The sequence below is a fragment of the Streptomyces noursei genome (assembly GCF_016917755.1).
Taxonomy (GTDB): Bacteria; Actinomycetota; Actinomycetes; order Streptomycetales; family Streptomycetaceae; genus Streptomyces; species Streptomyces yunnanensis.
Map to the genome: position 1 here is coordinate 1,953,874 of NZ_CP070326.1, position 16,317 is coordinate 1,970,190.

Here is a 16,317-nt window from a genome sequence, read left to right on the forward strand (position 1 = left end):
TGATGAGCTGTGGCTCTGCGCGTCGGCGAACTTGCCGCAACGATCACCGTCGACGACTCCGGCGCCCGCACGGGCGTACAGCGGGCCGAGGCCGCACTGCGCGCCGGCGGCGACCGCATGACCGCCAGCGCAGACCGCTCCGGACGCCAGGCCGGCAACCAGCTCGGCGACGGCGTCGAGCAGGGCGCCGACCGGGGCGGCAACCGCGCCGCCGAGGCGATACAGAAGGGGCTCAAGAAGCTCGCCGCCGCCGCGGTCGGCCTGGCCATCGGTACCGCGCTGGTCGGCGGGATCGGCGAGGCCCTCGAACAAGCCAAGATCACCGGCCAGTTGCAGGCGCAGCTCGGCTCCAGCGGGCCGGCCGCCGCGAAGTACGGCAAAGCCGCGGGGGCGCTGTATTCCGGGGCGATCGTCGACAGCGTCCAAGACGGTGCCGAGGCGATCAAGGGCATTGCGCGGTCTGGCCTGCTGCCGCCGGAAGCGACCGAGCAGCAGATCACCACCATGGGCAAGCGGGTCGCCGACACCGCCTCGGTCATGGGTGAGGACGTATCCGCCGTCACCCGGTCCGTGGGCCAGATGATGCGTACCGGCCTGGCCAAGAACGCCGACGAGGCCATGGACGTACTGGTGCGCGGAACCCAGCGCGGGGGCAACGCGGCCGAGGATTTGCTCGACACGTTCACGGAGTACGGCACGCAGTTCCGGAACATGGGCCTGTCCGGGCAGCAGGCCATGGGGCTCATTCAGCAGGGGCTCAAGGGCGGTGCCAGGGACGCGGACGTCGTCGCCGACACCATCAAGGAATTCAGCATCGAGGCCGTTGCCGGATCGGACAAGGTCCGGGGCGGGTTCGAGAAACTCCACCTGAACGCCGACAAGATGTTCGCCGCCATCGGCAAGGGCGGCAGCAGCGCGACCGGCGCCCTCGACAAGACCCTCGACACCCTGCGGGCCGTTAAGGACCCCATCGAACGCAACGCGATTGCGACCGAGTTGTTCGGCACCAAGGCCGAAGACCTCGGCGACGCGCTGTACTCCCTGGATCCGTCCAGTGCGGTCAAGGCGTTGGGGGACGTCAAGGGTGCCACCGACGGTGCGGGCAACGCCATGCGTGACAACGCCGCGACCAAGGTCGAAGTCTTCAAGCGGAAGCTCATGCAGGGAGTTGTCGAAGTCCTCGGCACCTACGTGGTTCCGGCGATTGAGAAGCTCGTGAACTGGCTCGGTGACGGTGGCCTTGGCCGGGCGTTCAAGACCGCCAGCGGTTTCATTTCCGAGCACTCCACCGCCCTTGGCATCGGGGCCGGCGTGATCACCACGCTCATGCTGCCCACCCTGATCACGCTCGCCGCCCAGGCCGGCATCACGGGTGCGGCGGTGGTGATGAGCTGGGCCACGCAAACCGCCGCTGGCGTCGCTGCTGGCGGCCGGTTCATCGTCACCAACGCCACCATTCTTGCCGGTTGGGCGGCACAGGGCGGCGCCGCCGTCGCCAACGGTGCACGCGTTGCGGGGGCGTGGATCCTCATGGGCGGGCAGAGCCTCATTCAGGCCGCGCGGATGGCCGCGGCGTGGGTGATGGCCATGGGCCCCGTCGGCTGGATCATCACCGCAGTTATCGGCCTGGTGGCGCTGATCGTCGCCAAGTGGGACGCCATCAAGAACGCCACGGCCGCCGCCTGGGAGTGGGTCTGGAACAAGATCAAGAGCGTTGGGCAGTGGCTACTCGATCTGTTCCTGAACTTCACCCTCGTCGGGATCATCGTCAAACACTGGGACGACATCAAGGCCGGCACCGTCCGGGTCTGGAACGCGATCGTCGATTGGGTCAAGGCGCTGCCGCAGCGCATGCTCGACTTCTTCCTGAAGTGGACGCTCGTCGGGCTGATCATCCGGCATTGGTCGGAGATCAAGGACGGTACGAAGCGCAAGGCCGGCGAAATGCTCGACTGGGTCCGCGGCCTCCCCGGGTGCATCGTCGGGTACTTCGGCGACTTCGGATCCATGCTCTACAACAAGGGCCGCGACCTGATCACGGGCCTGTGGGACGGGATCCAGAACATGGGTCCCTGGCTCGCCAGCACCCTCGCCGGGTGGGCAAAGGATCTGATCCCCGGCCCCATCGCCAGGGCGTTGGGGATCCACTCGCCCTCGCGCGTCATGCGCGATCAGATCGGCCGGCACATTCCCTCAGGCATCGTCGAGGGCATCAAGTCCGGCGCCCCTGCGGTCGACCGCACCATGCGGTCCCTGGTGTCCGTTCCGTCCGCCCCGCAGTTCGCCACCGCCGGCGCAGCCCCCGCCAACGGCGCTCTGCAGGACGTTGGTTGGGGCACGTCGGTTCACATTGAGAACTGGCACGCCGGTGGGCAGTCCGCCGACCAGGTCGCCGCCGCGCTGGCCTGGCAGATGAAGGGCAGGGGGTGACCATGTCCGCTGGTGATCTGGTCACCCTCCCCGGACACCTCCAGTTCGGCGAGCTGCTGCTCGGGCCCGGCACGGCCGTGCGCTGGCAAAAGCTGACCGGGTGGGAGGACTCCCCCGGTGTGGACTCCGGCACCGTGCCACGGGCCGGCGCGTACGGGGCGATCCCCGGCCGGCTTCTGGCGCAGCCCCGCACGATCACGGTCGACGGGGTCGTGCTGCGCACCGCGCCCGGCGCGATGACCGCGGCAGTGCGGGAGTTGGGCGCGCACCTGGCGTTGCGTGACGACGAGGTGCCGCTCGTGGTGCGCCTGGATGACGCGCCGCCTCTGCTGGTCTACGCCCGGTGTCTGCGGCATTCCATACCCGTCGACACCGGGTACCGCGTAGGCACGGTCACGGGTGGGGCGATTCAGTTCGAGGCCAGCGACCCCCGCCGTTACAGCCTGATCGAGCAGCGCGCCGAGATCCGGCTGCCGGCCGCCGAGCCGGGCCTCGACTGGCACCTCGCCCCCGGCCCCGAACGGTTGGGCTGGCCGCTGGACTTCGGGGCGCCTGGCTCGACCGGCACCACCACCGCCACCAACGACGGCACCACCGACACACACCCGACCATCACGTTCCGGGGGCCGGTCGACCGGCCTAGCCTCACCAACCTCGCGACGGGCGACGTGATCGAGTACGACATCTCCCTCGCCGACGGCGACGAGCTGCTCGTCGATACCGCGGCCGGCACCGTCACGCTCAACGGCACCGCCTCACGCCTGAGCGACGCGACCGCCCGCTCCGTCCCCGAGCAGACCCTCACCCTGCCGCCCGGTGTGACGTCGTGGGCGTTTCGCGCCGCCCCCGGATTCACCGACCCCCGCGCTACCGCGATCCTGCGGTGGCGCTCGGCCCACTGGTAAGGAGCCTCCCTGTGACCGTGCGCGCCGCATGGCTACTGCCCACCGGGCAGACCCGCGAAGACACCCGCCTCGCGCCGCTCGGCGCCATGGCCCCCACCTCCGAACTCGCCTCCCGTGAGGGGGTGATCGCGGGCGGCAACCCCCTCTCCGCGGCCGGCGTGGGGCCTATGCAGCTCCAGATCGGCACCGGCCGCGCCCTGGTCCAGGGCACCACACCCCAGGGCGCTTACCCGGTTGTGGTGACCTCGCCGGAGACGCTGACGCTGGCCGACGGCGACGCGCAATACGGCCGCATCGACGCTGTCGTGCTACGGGTCCGCGATGGGCTGTATGACACCAGCGAGCAGACAGCCGTCGCCATCGAGGTCATCCCAGGCACTCCCGCGGCCACCCCGACCGCCCCCGCGCTGCCGCCGGCCGCGCTGCGGCTGTGGGAGGTGACCGTCCCGGCCGGCACGTCCGCCGGCACCGGCGGAATCACCTGGGGCTCCGCACTGGCCGACCGGCGCCGCTACACCGCCGCGTACGGCGGGATCATCCCCCGCGGCTGGGGCCTGAACTTCCCAGGCGCCTACGACGGGCAGTACCGCGACACCGGCACCGGCCTGGAACGCTGGTCCGCCTCGGCCGGGGCGTGGCAGCCCTACCCGGCCGACACCGGCTGGATCGACCTACCCCTGCCCACTGGCTATCAGCGGTTCTCCGGCAACGCCTACCCCTTCCAGATCCGCAAGACCGGCACCCAGGTGCACCTGCGCGGGCGCATCACCCGCACCGCCGGCCCTATCCCCGCCGACGGGCAACCCCTTCCGGGCCTGACCCTGCCGGCCATGTATCGGCCGTCCCAGTCGCCCACCTCCTACGCAGAGGTGACGTTCGGCTGCGACGTAACCAGCACCTACCCGGCCGGCGTCGTCCGCGGAGAGATCAGCGGACGAGGAACGATCACCGCCGCCTTTCAACGGCCCGTCTCCACATGGCTGGCCTTCGGCTGCTGCTGGTGGGCCGACTGACCCACACGAAAAGGGGGTGCGCATGTTCGCCCCCTACCGGGCCTTGTTCTGTGACCTGCGGACCGACCAGCTACTCGACGCGCTTCCCCTGCAAGGGGTCAGCTTCGACGACTATCTCGGCAAGACCGGCACCGCCCAGGGCACCATCCCCATGCCCAACGCCGCCATTGCCGGCCGCGTCCGCGCCGCCGTCACCCCGGGCCGCACGGCCCTGTGGATCGAGCGGGGGCGGGAAATCTGGTGGGGCGGGATCGTGTGGACCGCCTCTGTGCAGTCCACCGACCGCGGCTTTCTGTCCATGCAGGTCCAGGCCGGCACCTTCGACAGCTACCTCGATCACCGCCGCCTACTCGACACCTTCGAGGCCCGTGGCGTCGAGCAGTTCGACATCGTGCGCCAGCTCATCGACTACGCGCAGCAGGGCGCCGGCGGCGATATCGGGATCGAGTACGGCACCGAGACGTCCGGCATGCCGCGTGATCGCGTCTACAGCCGGTACGACGTGCCCTCGCTCCGCGATCTCATCGACCAACTCGGCAAGGTTGAGAAGGGCTTTGAGTGGCGCATAGCCGCCTTCCGGGATCCTGAAAGCGGCCGGCGCATCAAGCGCTTGCAGCTTGGATCACCGGTGATTCGAACCGGTGCGAGCGACGTCGTCCTCGACCATCCGGGCCCGGTCATGTCCTACGCCTGGCCCGTGGACGCCACCGGGCAGGCCAACGTCTGGCAGTCCCGCGGCGCCAGCGACAACACCAACCAGGCCGCCGAATCCGTTCCGCTGCTGTCTGATCTGCTCGTGGACGACGTTGCCCTCGCGGCCGGCTGGCCCCGCCTGGATGGCACCTCGGACTACTCCACCGTGATCGAGAAACCCACCCTGGACGCCCACGCGCGGGCCGACTGGGACACCGCCCGCACCCCGCGCACCATTCCCGAGATCACCGTGCACATGGGCCGCGCGCCCCTCACCCCGGCCATGCTCGGCACCACCATCCGCCTGCGCATCCGTGACTTGTGGTTCGCCGATGGCCTCGACGAGCGGTATCGCGTCGTCGGCATGGCCCTCACGCCGCCGGAGCGCGGCCGGCCCGAAACCGCGAAACTCTTCCTGGAGGCGCCCTAAATGGCCGCTGTCCCCCTCGACCTCCTCGACCGCATCCGCGCCCTTGAGCGCCAGGTGCGCGAACTATCCGGCCGCGCGCAGACCCGGCCCGCCCTGAACCGGATCACCCACGGCACTGTGGTCATCGGCGAGGGTGGCAGCCTCGACGTCCGGGCCCCCGGCGGCGCGCAGGTGCTCGGGGTGGGCCAGTTCGCCACCGGCCGGTACGGCGTGAGCATGGCCCGCGAGGACGGGACCGGCGTCGCCTTGGAGGTCGGCGGCAACGACACCACGGCCGCCCAAATGGTCCGGCTGTTCGCCCGCGGCGGGTACCCGTCCCCGATCGTGATGGATGACGGGTACGCCGACGGGTACCTCGGCCGACCATGGGTGCCCATCCCCCTCGCCCCCAGCGCCACCGTCACCGCCTCCGACTGGACCACCACCCACGCAGGCACCATCTGGACCCAGCACGCCGTACTCGCCGCACAGTGGTCGATCTACGCGCCGGCCGGCACCACCGCCGAGGCCCGCCTCATGCTCAACCGCGGCGGCAACCTCACCCAACTTGGCGACACCCTCACCGCCGCCGGGAAAGAAGTGTTCACCTCGCAGCGCATCACCCCCAGCGCGCACGGCCTTTCCCGTGGCGACACCGCCGCCCTCCTCATCCAGGCCCGACGCACCGCCGGGGCCGGCACCGCGGTTGCGTGGTGTCAGGGCATGTGGGGCTCCAACACCGCCAATGCCAGCGAAGCCAACCACTAGGACACCACCTTGCTCCCCGACTCCATCCCCACCGTCACCGTCACCGGCCGCTTTCTTTCGCCCGACGGCCGGCCCCTGTCCGGCGCGGTCGTCTTCCGCGCGCCGGCGCAGCTCACATTCCCGGCCGCCGACGTCATCCTCGGCGGGCCCGTCACCGCGCAGCTCGACGCGCAGGGGCAGATCAGCGCGACCCTGCCCGCCACCGACGCGCCCGGCATGATCCCCGACGGCTGGTCGTACACCGTGACCGAGTCCCTGTCGGGCATCCCGGCCGGCCGCTCGTATCAAGTCCTGCTGCCCGCCGAGGCACCCGAGGCCGACCTCGCCGACGTCGCCCCCACCGACCCCACCAAGCCCAACTACGTGGCGGTTCGCGGCGCTTCCGCGTATGAAGTGGCCAAAGCGGAAGGGTTTGAGGGCACCCGGCCTGATTGGCTCGCCTCCTTGGTCGGCCCCCGCGGACAGGAAGGAACGCGGGGGCCGGCCGGGCCCCAGGGCGAGGCAGGCCCCCAGGGCGCACGCGGCGAGCGGGGTACCCCGGGGGCTGACGGCCGGGTGCAGTCGGTCAACGGCCAGACCGCCGCCGAGGTCACGCTCGCCGCGGCCGACGTCGGAGCAGTCCCCGCCGCCGCGGCCGGCGCCCCGGGCGGCGTCGCCCAGCTCGACGACACCGGCCGCATCCCCACCACCCAACTCCCGCCCACCGCCGGTGCGGTCGCGTCGGTCAACGGCAAGACCGGGGCCGTGCAGCTCACCGCGGGCGACGTCGGCGCGCTGGCCACCAGCACCCGCGGCGCCGCCGGCGGGGTCGCCAGCCTCGACACCAGCGGACAGATACCCGCCGCGCAGCTTCCGCCGGCGACCAGCCCCCGCAACACGTGGTCCCCGCAGGCACTCGGTTTCCAGGCGTGGACGTGTGACCCGTACACGGTCGCTAATCCTGTTGCCAAGTTCCTTGCGCCGCAGCGGCTTTACGTGAGCGGCATCAACATCACGGAGCCAACGCAGGTCAACCGGGTGATCATGTTCGCCCGCGGCTATGGAGGTGTCCCAGCCGATCGGTTCGCCGCGGGCATCTATCGCGAGGACGGGACGAAGGTCACCGGCACCGCGGCGCCGGTCAGCCTCGACATGGCCGGGCAGACGGCCGGCAGCCCACCACAGATGATCAACAACCACATCGGCGCAACCGCAATCGCCATGCCGTCGACCGTCACCCTGTCGCCCGGCCGGTACTGGGTGACATGGGTCCTGACCACGGGCGGCACCTCGGATTACGCGTTCTTCCACGTGCAGAACGAATCCCCCACAGCCGCCGCCAACTTCTTCTTCGGTACCCCGTTCGCCCGCGCCTGGTACCTCAACGGCCAGACCAACACCCCCGCCAAGCTCAACCAGGGCGACGCAGGCGTGCTCACCGACCACGACATTCCGATCATGGCCCTTGCCCTGGCCTGACTACACACTCACCAGTAAGGACACGCCCATGACTGAGATCGTCCGCGCCGAGGTCGCCGTCGCCTATGGCATCGAGAACCGCGACCCTCGCCGGACCGTCATCCGGCACAACATTCCCATCATGGCGTGGGCGCCGGGCGGCAGTGTCTACCTGACGCCTCAGGAGAACGAGGCCGCGCTCAAGGCCGCCGCCGCGGCATTCGCCGCCGCTCTGCCCACCCACCGCGGGTACAGCATCATCGGCTCCCTGGTAAGCGAGACCGCCACCCCCATCTGACCTCCCACCCCGACCCTCGCACCACACGCCCGAGCGCACCGCGCCGGGCGCTTTTTCATTTCTGGAGACACGATGGCAACACCCCTTTCCGCCGACCGTCTGCTCGCCGCGCTGCGTGCCGAGGGCGTCCACGTCATTGAGTACGGCGACTGGCGCTCCCACAACCGCAACCACAAGGGATCGTTTGGCCCGGTCAACGGCGTGATGATCCACCACACCGTTTCGTCCGGCACCGACGCGTCGGTGCGCATGTGCTACGACGGATACGCGGAACTTCCCGGGCCGCTGTGCCATGGCGTGATCGCCAAGAACGGCGACGTCTACCTGATCAGCTCTGGCCGTGCCAACCACGCCGGCCGCGGCGACGGCAACGTGCTGAACGCCGTGGTCGCCGAGCGCGCCCTACCGGTCACCACTGCCAACAACACGGACGGCAACACCCACTTCTACGGGTTCGAGTGCGTCAACCTCGGCAACGGGGCCGACCCGTGGCCCGAGGCGCAGCTCGACGCGATCGAGCGCGTCGGCGCCGCCCTGTGCCGTGCCTACGGCTGGTCGTCCGCGTCCGTGATCGGCCACAAGGAGTGGACGAACACCAAGATCGACCCGCGCGGGGTCAGCATGGACACGATGCGCGAGCGCATCGACCGCCGCCTGAACCACGGCGGCAGCAGCAGCTCGTACACGGTCAAGGCCGGCGACACCCTGTCGGCGATCGGCCGGGCGCACAGCGTGCCGTGGAAGGACATCGCCGCAGCGAACGGCCTGCGTGAGCCGTATGCGATCCGGCCGGGGCAGTCCCTCACGATGCCCGGCAAGCCGGCCCCGGCCCCGCGGTACGAGCCGTTCCCCGGGGACGGCTTCTTCCGGTCCTACCCGCGTTCGCCGATCGTGACCGCCATGGGCCGCCGCCTGGTCGAGGAAGGGTGTTCTGCCTACGGCTCCGGGCCCGGCCCCCAGTGGACCGCAGCCGACCGCGAGTCGTTCCGTAAGTGGCAGCAGCACCTCGGCGACGCGCCCGCGTACTGCGACGGCTGGCCCGGCCGCCGCCAGTGGGACGCCCTCAAGGTCCCCAAGGTCTAACCCGCCCCCGCCCGCCCGCACACGGCGGACGGGCCCCTGTCCCCATCTATAGAACGAGGTACACCCCCATGACCGACGCCACCCGGCGCACCATCCGCACCGTCGTGCAGACCACCGTCGCCCTCGCCGTTCTGCTGCCCGCCATCGTCGACGCCTCCGGCATCCCCGCATCCCTGCCCTGGGTCGCCGGCTCCCTCGCCGTCGCCGGTGGCCTGGCCCGCGTGATGGCTCTGCCCGGCGTGCAGGCCCTGCTCCCCGGCTGGCTGCGCAGCGCACCGCCCGGCCACACCAAGGACACCGGAGGTGACGTGTGACCGACCACGACCCCGGCGACGTCGCCCTCGAACTCGAACGACTCCGCGGCGCCGTCGAGGCCGGGTTCGCCCGCGTCGACGGCGCCCTGGCCCTCGTCGTCCAACGCTCCGACCAAACCGACCGACGCCTCGCCGAGCTCGACACCCGCCTCGACGCCGTCGAACGCCGCCGCTGGCCCCTCCCCAGCATCGCCGCCCTGCTCGGCGTCGTCGGCCTGTTCATGACCGTCTGGCAGGCGACCGCTGCTCGATAGCAGCACTAAAATCCCCCGCGCGGCCGGCAGTGGCCGCGCGGGGGATTTCTGCGTTACGCGCTGGGACAGGAACGTTCTCAGTCGTTGAGAGTCTTGCTGAACTCCACGAACCCGGCCCAGCAGGCCGGCGAGAAGGTCAGCGTCCCGCCGTCCCGGTCCTTGGTGTCTCGAACCATAACCTTGGTGGAGCCAGCGTCAGCAACTTCGACGCAGCTTTCGTGCTTGGTATAGGTGCTGGTGCGCCAATTCACCATCTCAGCCACGTTCTTCCCTTCCTAAACGTTCAAAATGTTCAATGGCAGTCAAGATGAGGTCCCTAGCGGCCGGGCCATAGACGGCGGACTGTCGGTGAAGCTCAAATTCCTTGCGGTAGAGCTCGATTTCCTTCGGCTGCGTCACGGAAATCTCCGCAGAGGACGTCTCGATCTTGACGAGCTTGTCGTCGAACATCACGAAGCCGTGCCCGAGCCAGATGACCAGGGGCGCGGACCGTGGGACGATCCCCAGAGTGAGCCGCGGGAGCGCCAACACAGCTATGAGTCGGTCGAGTTGAGCCCTCATAACCTCCGAGCCCCCATGGTTCGAGTAGAGGGCTTGCTCGCCGAGGAGCACGTTGAAGATCCGGTCCCCCTCGTAGAGATACCTCTGCCGTTCGAGACGCTTCACCACCGCCGCCTCCATGTCGGGCGGGCTCTCGTGGAAGCTCGATACCAGCTCGAAGATGACCTTGGCGTATTCCGCAGTCTGGATGGTGCCCCAGATGACGTTGGGCTCCCAGACCCTGAATACCTTGGTCTTCCGGTAGAGCGGCAGGGACTTCTTCTGGAGGTTCTCGGTCCCGTCCTGGATATGCCGGCGCCACTCCATCCACATCTCGTCGATGTGGCGGACGGTGGCGATCAGATCGGCGAGGTCCGACTTGTGCCCGGTCTTCTCGCACCAGACGCGGATGTCGTCCTCGCTGGCGTTCTGCTTACCGTTCTCGATACGAGAGACCTTGGATTCCTGCCAGCCGGTGGCCGCGGCGAAGGCCCGGCCGCTGCTGAACCCCGCGTCCTTACGGAATCCACGCAACCGGGCCCCCAACGCCTCCCGTGTCACCTGTGCTTGATCGCTCACGGAACAGTCAGGGCTTGTACTCGTTGTGAGGAACGGCCATGCCCCAGAGCAGATCCCGAACGCGGATGCACTCGGCGACGATGGCCGGCGCCTCGATGATCTCGGAGCCCAAGACACGCCCCGCGTCGTCGAAGTGCCCCACGGCCAAAAGCTTGTCGTCGAAGAGCCACCAGTCATTACCCGCCACGGGGAGCCTCAGCCCCTCGGGCAACTTGTGCCGCGACAACCATCGGATGGACTCGCCGGCCTCTTCGTTGACTTGGGTGGTGGCGTGCTCCCACTGGATGTAGCGGCTGTGCGGCTCGGTGACGACCCGGACCCGGCGCACGGTCATCCCCGAGTCGGTGACACGCTTCATGAGCTGTGTCCACGGCACCATGAACGAGTCGTCGGCTGTCCCACGAAGCCAGCTCTCGTACGGGCCCTCCTCGTTGGGGACTGAGTAGTCGTCCCTCAGCTCCAAGTGGAAAGCGTCGTGCGCGTAGCGCTCAAAGAGCTGGTTGCGCTCGGCGCTGGAGATCAGCTCCACGCGGTTCCTCCAGTAGCGCCGTGATCGCGGCCTTGGGGACCTCGACCACGGTCTCGTAGTCCGGAATCTCCATCTGTGCCAGGGCCTCGGGGTCGGTCACCTCCAGGCCCTGGACAACGTACGTTCCCTCTGGCGTCAGGACCATGAGGGGGTCCTCAAGACGCCTGAACTCACCGGAGGGAAGACCGTCCTTCTCCAGGTGCTCGAACAGCTCGGTCGGCACCTCCACCACCGTCTCGCCCTCGGAGACGGTGAGCTGCATGAGCAGATCGTTCGCGAAGATTCTCCACCCCTGGACGAGGTACGTGTCACGGTCGGTGGCGTAGAGAGTCGGGCAGTCACCCTGGCGGGAGTTCTTACCAAGGAACCGTAGCTTCATGGTCGTTCTCCTGTCTGCCGTCTTGCGCGACTTTGCGCGCCACCACGAGGTTCGGCGAGGCGTTCGACCGCGTCAATCCACTTGCTGCAAACTCGCGCAATCTCCTTGGAGGTTGGCTGACAGCGGCTCTACGTTCGTTCTCGACCTGAGCAGCCAACGCCGCCGCACGCGAGCGGCGCCGAGGGGAGACGCGTGGTGTTCACCGTGACTGACAGGGCCAAGGTTCCGAGCATCGACGATCTGCCGATCGATGTGGAGCTGGTCGAGGACAGCACTGATTCCACACTGACGATGAAGCTGGCCACCTCGACCCGCGAGGAGATCGAGAGCAAGACGCCGATTCTCATCGGTCACCTGGAGCTGTTCCTCAGGGAGGAGTTGGGGGCGGACGAGGACTCCCAGGTACGAGACATGTTCTCCAGGGCGTACAAGCTCCTCGACCTGAAGGACCGGCCCACCAGGGAAACGACGGCCTTCAGCGTCTTCCTCTTCAACCGTGACGTGGCCCTCCTGACCCGGCAGCTCCTCTGGATCTACCGCCAGAGGAGAGAAGACGGTGACGCGTGAGCCCCAACCTCCGGTAGACGCCCCCTCCGCACCGAACTGCCCCCAACTAACCGCTGTGCTACTCGACTTCAAACGAGAGCACCAAGCGGCACAGGCGCTGGCGGACCTCCGTGACGACCACGATTCAATCGCCTACCTCGCCAAGGTCGAGGACCTGGCTACCGAAGCACTCAAGGTGATCATTGCCGCCCACGGCTGGCCGGGACACACCCTCACCGGCGAGGCTGGCGCCAACGCGGCCTGGTGGATCGTGCACCACTCCAACGACCGTGCCTTTCAGCGACGGGCTCTCGCACTGCTTGACGAGGCCGTGCAAGTTGGGGAAGCCACGCAGGAGCAGCTCACCTTCCTCACCGATCGAGTCCGCGTACTGGCAGGCCGCCCGCAGCTCTACGGAACGCAGTTCAACATCGGCACAAACGGGCTTCGCGCATACGTAGTTGAAGATCCTGAACACCTTGACGTGCGCCGCGCCAAGATGGGCCTCTCGCCCTTCGACGCCTTCGACAAGCTCGTGCGCGGCTTCTACCCGCCCCCGGACCCGCCAGATTCCGGGAGCCCAACACAGCGCTACACCACCAGGAGATCCATGCACACCATTGAGTACGAAGCGAAGGCGCTGGGCATCGACCCGAACGCCATGGCCGAACGGATCAAGGCGGCCGGTGGAAGTTTCCAGGGCGAGCGCCTGATGCGCCGCTACGTCTACGACACCGTTCCCGCGGTGCCGGGCCGGTGGGTGCGCCTGCGGGACTCTGGTGGCGCGGTGACCCTGTGCGTGAAGACGATCAGCTCGGACGAGATCGACGGCACCCGGGAGACCGAGACGACGGTCGGCTCGTTCGAGGACACGCACGTGCTCCTCGGGCTCATGGGGCTCGCGCACCGCAGCTACCAGGAGAACCGGCGCTCGTCCTGGCTGCTGGACGGTGTGCGGCTGGAGATCGACGAATGGCCGCTCATCCCGCCCTATCTGGAGATCGAGGGCGACACCGAAGACGAGGTCTGGTCCACCGCCGAACTCCTGTCCATCCCGCGGGATGACCTGACCAGCGAAAACACGACCAAGGTATTCGCCCGCTACGGAATCGACCTCGACTCCATCAACGAGCTCCGCTTCGCCTAGCCCTCTCCACCATCCGCCGGCGGGGGCATGTGTCCCCGCCGGCCAGGAGGCGACCATGATCGACCGCGACTCGAACGACCTACCAGTCACGGTAGTGCCGGACCGAACCCTACGCGTCAAGATCATCGACGCATGCGGGCTCGCCTGCACCTTCTGCCACAACGAAGGCACCCCCGTCACGACGGACAACCCCGACCGCGAAGCGGGGCAGTTCACCGGGACACCCGGCCGCTCCGGCCGAGTCTCGATCTACCTCACCACCAACGGCGCCGGCTTCCTGTCCGAACGCATCAAAGCCGACTCCGACTTCGCCCTCGCACTGGCAGCAATGCGGGGCAGTCTCCCGACAACTGAGGTCCACTTCACCGGCGGAGAACCCACCCTCCACCCCGAACTACCCCAACTCATCCGCATAGCACGCCGACTCGGCCTGACGGTCGGACTCACCAGCAACGGCGAGAACGGCGCCGCCGTCCTGCCCGAGTGCGCAGCGGCCGGACTCGACCGCATCAACCTGTCCGTGTTCGGCACGACCCCCGAAGAACTCGCCGCCGTCCAGGCCCCACGCCTGGCCTCACCGAAACTGGCGGCACGCAAGCTCGACGCACTCGCCGCCACGGTCGAGGCCGCCGCCCGGCACGGGGTAAAGGTCTCGGCAAACATCGTGATCCCAGACCACGACCATGTGGCACGGGTGCTCCGAGTCATCGAGGAGCACGGGCGGGCCGTCACCGTACGCATGTTGGTCAACCTTGAGGACGACGGCGCCTCACGCGCCGCCATGCAAGAAGTCGTCGACCACCTCGGAGCCGCACCGGTCCGCCGCATCATCACCGCCGGCGCCTCCGACCAGCGCATCCGCTACCGACTCCCCGACGGCCGGACGCTGTACGCCAAGAGCATCCGGCCCGTCCGACTGCCGGACACCTGCACAGGGTGCCGGTTCAACAACGACCGGGACTGCCAGGAGGGCTATTACGGTGTACGCATGTACCGGGCGCAGAGCGGCCCCTTCATGGTCGGCGTGTGCATCCAACGCATGGACCTGTGTCTGACACTCGGCGAATTCGTGATGAGCCAGCGCTGCGCCGAAGTTCGGGACTTCCGCGACGAGGAAACGGCCAGACTCACGGCCCTCTACCAGCCGGCCGGCGTTCCCGCCCCGCACTGACCGTCGCGGTCGCACGACGGCGCACCCGCCGGGATTTCTCCCGGCGGGTGCGCCTTGTTGCGTTTCCCCAGGCCACAGGGTGTGTTCATTGGAGAAGAAACCCGAGAAGTTCCTGATCGACCACACCGGCGCGGTGGCCGGCCGCTTCCGTCCGCGCACGGAGCCCGAGGCAGCGGAGCTGATCACGGCAATCGAGGCAGCGCTGCCGGCCTGATCCGCGGCGTCCGGGGCCGGGCCGGGCCTCTTCGGCTGCTGCAAGGCGATTCGCCCGATCAGCTTCCGAAGGATCAGGTTCCGCTCGGCCGCGGTCAGCGTCTCCCACTCGTCCAGGACGCCCACCACCAGAGGCGGGTAGTCCTCAGCCTCCGGCATCTCCTCGACCTCAAACAGGGTCGAGATCCGCTCTGAAAGCTGGTCCCGCTCGGCCACCAGCTCATCCCGCGCCGCCTCGAACCCACCCCTGCCGCACAGCGCCTCGCCGAGCAAATGCTCGGGGTCCTCACCGAGTTCGAGCAGGCCCGCCATGCCGGGATCACCGCGGCCGGCGGCAACCCCGACGACGATCGCGCCCGGCTCGAACAGGTGCGAACGATCGCCGAGCGGTACGAGCACCACCACAGGGACGCCGCCGAACTTCCAGTACTGATCGAGAGTCTGGCCGAGGACCTCGACCTCAACGACGTGCGCGCACTGCGCGTCGCCGGCGCGTCCGTCGTCGCCATCACGCCCGAGGTGATCATGCGTGCAGCGGACCGCGGCATGAAGGCACCCGAGATCGCCGGAAAATGAGCCTTACGCCCTCACGCGTATACGACCTCATTCGCAAGGAGCGGCAGAAGCGACACGAGACCAGCCCCGAGCCGTAGTCCAGAACCAGCGCGGGCCCGGTCCGGCGACCTCATCGCCGTACGGGCCCGAATAGCCACGATGGGAGCAACCCCCACCATGGCCAACACCAACCCTACCGAGCAGCCCTTACCCCCAAAGGGAACGACCGATCCGTCCTGTGAGGAAGGACCGGTCGCCGCCTTAACTCGGCCCAGCGAAGAGCGCCCTTCTCCTTTCCTATCCGATAACGACTCAGGCGAAGGGGCAATGCGGCCGAAAGGCACGGTCGTCCGATCAGTCGATGCGGAATCCCGATCACGGATGCCGAGGTTCCCGAACACGCGCCAGCCGCCGTATCGGGTAACACGGTGAAATTTCATCTGACCTGCTCAACCGATGCTCATGAGCCGGTTGGGCCGCGGGGAGGTCTAACCACCGGTGGTCGTGCCATCGGAGGCAGCCAGGCGTTGGCGGCGTGTAATCCAGCGACTGGGTTGAGAACAACCGTAGGAGGACTATCCGTGAACATTGCCAAGAGCCAAGAAGGCTGCCATGGTCCTTATGGCGACCGGCATCGCGACGGGAGTGCCGACAGGCGCGGCTTATGGCGAACAGCGGTGCGCAGGGCGCCGCCGTCAGGTCACCCGGCTTCGCCTCAGGCAACCTGGCCCAGATGCCGATCCACATGCCGATCAACCTCTGCGGCAACACGATCAACTCAGAATCCGCCTCCGAGTTCTGCGCCTCGCACTGCGAGTTCCCCGTCGCTGTGACTCCGGAGCAAGCCAATTCCTGGTAGCCGCAGTACTTCAGGGCCTCGCTGCCTTGATAGACCACCGGCTCACCACCCCGCCACCCGTGAGGAGCGCCGAGCTTGCTGGGCATCGCCTGGCTGAGCTGGGAGGGATTGAAGACAGCCGCCGGAGCCTGGTCTCCTGCTGAGCTTCCACCACCCGAACCGCCACCACTGGCGCCGTTCCCTCCCTGAGAGCAG

The 16,317-nt window shown here is 68.4% G+C and carries 19 protein-coding genes and 2 pseudogenes; 17 read left to right on the forward strand and 4 right to left on the reverse strand.

Annotated elements, in window-relative coordinates:
• Nucleotides 1-9 precede the first annotated feature (9 nt).
• From JNO44_RS08565 to JNO44_RS08610, 10 genes are all read left to right on the forward strand, one after another.
• The gene (locus JNO44_RS08565) at nt 10-2,430 is read left to right on the forward strand and encodes a phage tail tape measure protein (protein ID WP_205362699.1); all 2,421 of its coding nucleotides are present in this window, start codon (nt 10-12) and stop codon (nt 2,428-2,430) included.
• Nucleotides 2,431-2,432: 2 nt separating this feature from the next.
• Nucleotides 2,433-3,335, forward strand: coding sequence for a phage distal tail protein (locus JNO44_RS08570; RefSeq protein ID WP_240167491.1), 903 nt, complete (start codon nt 2,433-2,435; stop codon nt 3,333-3,335).
• An 11-nt stretch (nt 3,336-3,346) separates the two neighbouring features.
• Nucleotides 3,347-4,348: a hypothetical protein gene (locus tag JNO44_RS08575; RefSeq protein WP_205362700.1), complete on the forward strand. Its 1,002-nt coding sequence runs from the start codon at nt 3,347-3,349 to the stop codon at nt 4,346-4,348.
• Nucleotides 4,349-4,370: 22 nt separating this feature from the next.
• The gene (locus JNO44_RS08580) at nt 4,371-5,471 is read left to right on the forward strand and encodes a hypothetical protein (RefSeq protein ID WP_205362701.1); all 1,101 of its coding nucleotides are present in this window, start codon (nt 4,371-4,373) and stop codon (nt 5,469-5,471) included.
• Nucleotides 5,472-6,218, forward strand: a complete 747-nt coding sequence (locus JNO44_RS08585) for a hypothetical protein (RefSeq protein ID WP_205362702.1) — start codon at nt 5,472-5,474, stop codon at nt 6,216-6,218. It begins immediately after the preceding gene.
• A gap of 9 nt (nt 6,219-6,227) precedes the next feature.
• A complete protein-coding gene (locus JNO44_RS08590) occupies nt 6,228-7,676 on the forward strand; it encodes a collagen-like protein (RefSeq protein WP_205362703.1) in 1,449 nt (482 codons plus the stop codon).
• Nucleotides 7,677-7,704: 28 nt separating this feature from the next.
• The gene (locus JNO44_RS08595) at nt 7,705-7,953 is read left to right on the forward strand and encodes a hypothetical protein (RefSeq protein WP_205362705.1); all 249 of its coding nucleotides are present in this window, start codon (nt 7,705-7,707) and stop codon (nt 7,951-7,953) included.
• Between the two features lie 72 nt (nt 7,954-8,025).
• Complete coding sequence (locus JNO44_RS08600; protein ID WP_205362707.1) at nt 8,026-9,036, forward strand: peptidoglycan-binding protein; 1,011 nt, start codon at nt 8,026-8,028, stop codon at nt 9,034-9,036.
• A 68-nt stretch (nt 9,037-9,104) separates the two neighbouring features.
• Entirely contained in the window at nt 9,105-9,350 is a 246-nt protein-coding gene (locus JNO44_RS08605; RefSeq protein WP_205362709.1) for a hypothetical protein, read from the forward strand.
• Nucleotides 9,347-9,604 carry a hypothetical protein gene (locus tag JNO44_RS08610; protein WP_205362711.1) on the forward strand — a complete coding sequence of 86 codons (258 nt, stop codon included), beginning with the start codon at nt 9,347-9,349 and terminating at the stop codon, nt 9,602-9,604. The genes JNO44_RS08605 and JNO44_RS08610 overlap by 4 nt, the downstream gene beginning before the upstream one ends.
• A gap of 77 nt (nt 9,605-9,681) precedes the next feature.
• On the opposite strand, the gene JNO44_RS08615 is transcribed toward JNO44_RS08610, so the two are convergent.
• The 4 genes from JNO44_RS08615 to JNO44_RS08630 are packed head-to-tail and all read right to left on the reverse strand — an operon-like array spanning nt 9,682 to nt 11,631.
• The gene (locus JNO44_RS08615) at nt 9,682-9,858 is read right to left on the reverse strand and encodes a DUF397 domain-containing protein (RefSeq protein WP_205369545.1); all 177 of its coding nucleotides are present in this window, start codon (nt 9,856-9,858) and stop codon (nt 9,682-9,684) included.
• Nucleotide 9,859: 1 nt separating this feature from the next.
• Nucleotides 9,860-10,723, reverse strand: a complete 864-nt coding sequence (locus JNO44_RS08620; protein ID WP_205362713.1) for a helix-turn-helix domain-containing protein — start codon at nt 10,721-10,723, stop codon at nt 9,860-9,862.
• A 7-nt stretch (nt 10,724-10,730) separates the two neighbouring features.
• The gene (locus tag JNO44_RS08625; RefSeq protein ID WP_205362715.1) at nt 10,731-11,252 is read right to left on the reverse strand and encodes a DUF6879 family protein; all 522 of its coding nucleotides are present in this window, start codon (nt 11,250-11,252) and stop codon (nt 10,731-10,733) included.
• Nucleotides 11,212-11,631, reverse strand: a complete 420-nt coding sequence (locus tag JNO44_RS08630; RefSeq protein ID WP_205362717.1) for a hypothetical protein — start codon at nt 11,629-11,631, stop codon at nt 11,212-11,214. Before JNO44_RS08630 ends, JNO44_RS08625 begins: the two co-directional genes overlap by 41 nt.
• 192 nt (nt 11,632-11,823) lie before the next feature.
• Here JNO44_RS08630 and JNO44_RS08635 point away from each other — a divergent pair, with 192 nt between their 5' ends.
• The 7 genes and pseudogenes from JNO44_RS08635 (at nt 11,824) to JNO44_RS08660 (ending at nt 16,122) form a co-directional block, all read left to right on the forward strand.
• Entirely contained in the window at nt 11,824-12,198 is a 375-nt protein-coding gene (locus JNO44_RS08635; RefSeq protein ID WP_240167492.1) for a hypothetical protein, read from the forward strand.
• A gap of 55 nt (nt 12,199-12,253) precedes the next feature.
• Nucleotides 12,254-12,709, forward strand: a pseudogene (locus JNO44_RS44790) (DUF6624 domain-containing protein); the annotation flags it as partial.
• A 78-nt stretch (nt 12,710-12,787) separates the two neighbouring features.
• Nucleotides 12,788-13,324, forward strand: a complete 537-nt coding sequence (locus JNO44_RS08640) for a class IV adenylate cyclase (RefSeq protein WP_205369557.1) — start codon at nt 12,788-12,790, stop codon at nt 13,322-13,324.
• Nucleotides 13,325-13,379: 55 nt separating this feature from the next.
• Entirely contained in the window at nt 13,380-14,495 is a 1,116-nt protein-coding gene (locus JNO44_RS08645; RefSeq protein ID WP_205362724.1) for a radical SAM protein, read from the forward strand.
• Nucleotides 14,496-14,598: 103 nt separating this feature from the next.
• Nucleotides 14,599-14,709 (forward strand): annotated as a pseudogene (locus JNO44_RS08650) (glutathione peroxidase); the annotation flags it as partial.
• Nucleotides 14,710-14,981: 272 nt separating this feature from the next.
• Nucleotides 14,982-15,284 carry a hypothetical protein gene (locus JNO44_RS08655; protein ID WP_205362725.1) on the forward strand — a complete coding sequence of 101 codons (303 nt, stop codon included), beginning with the start codon at nt 14,982-14,984 and terminating at the stop codon, nt 15,282-15,284.
• Nucleotides 15,285-15,927: 643 nt separating this feature from the next.
• Entirely contained in the window at nt 15,928-16,122 is a 195-nt protein-coding gene (locus JNO44_RS08660; protein ID WP_205362726.1) for a chaplin, read from the forward strand.
• The last annotated feature ends 195 nt before the right edge of the window (nt 16,123-16,317 follow it).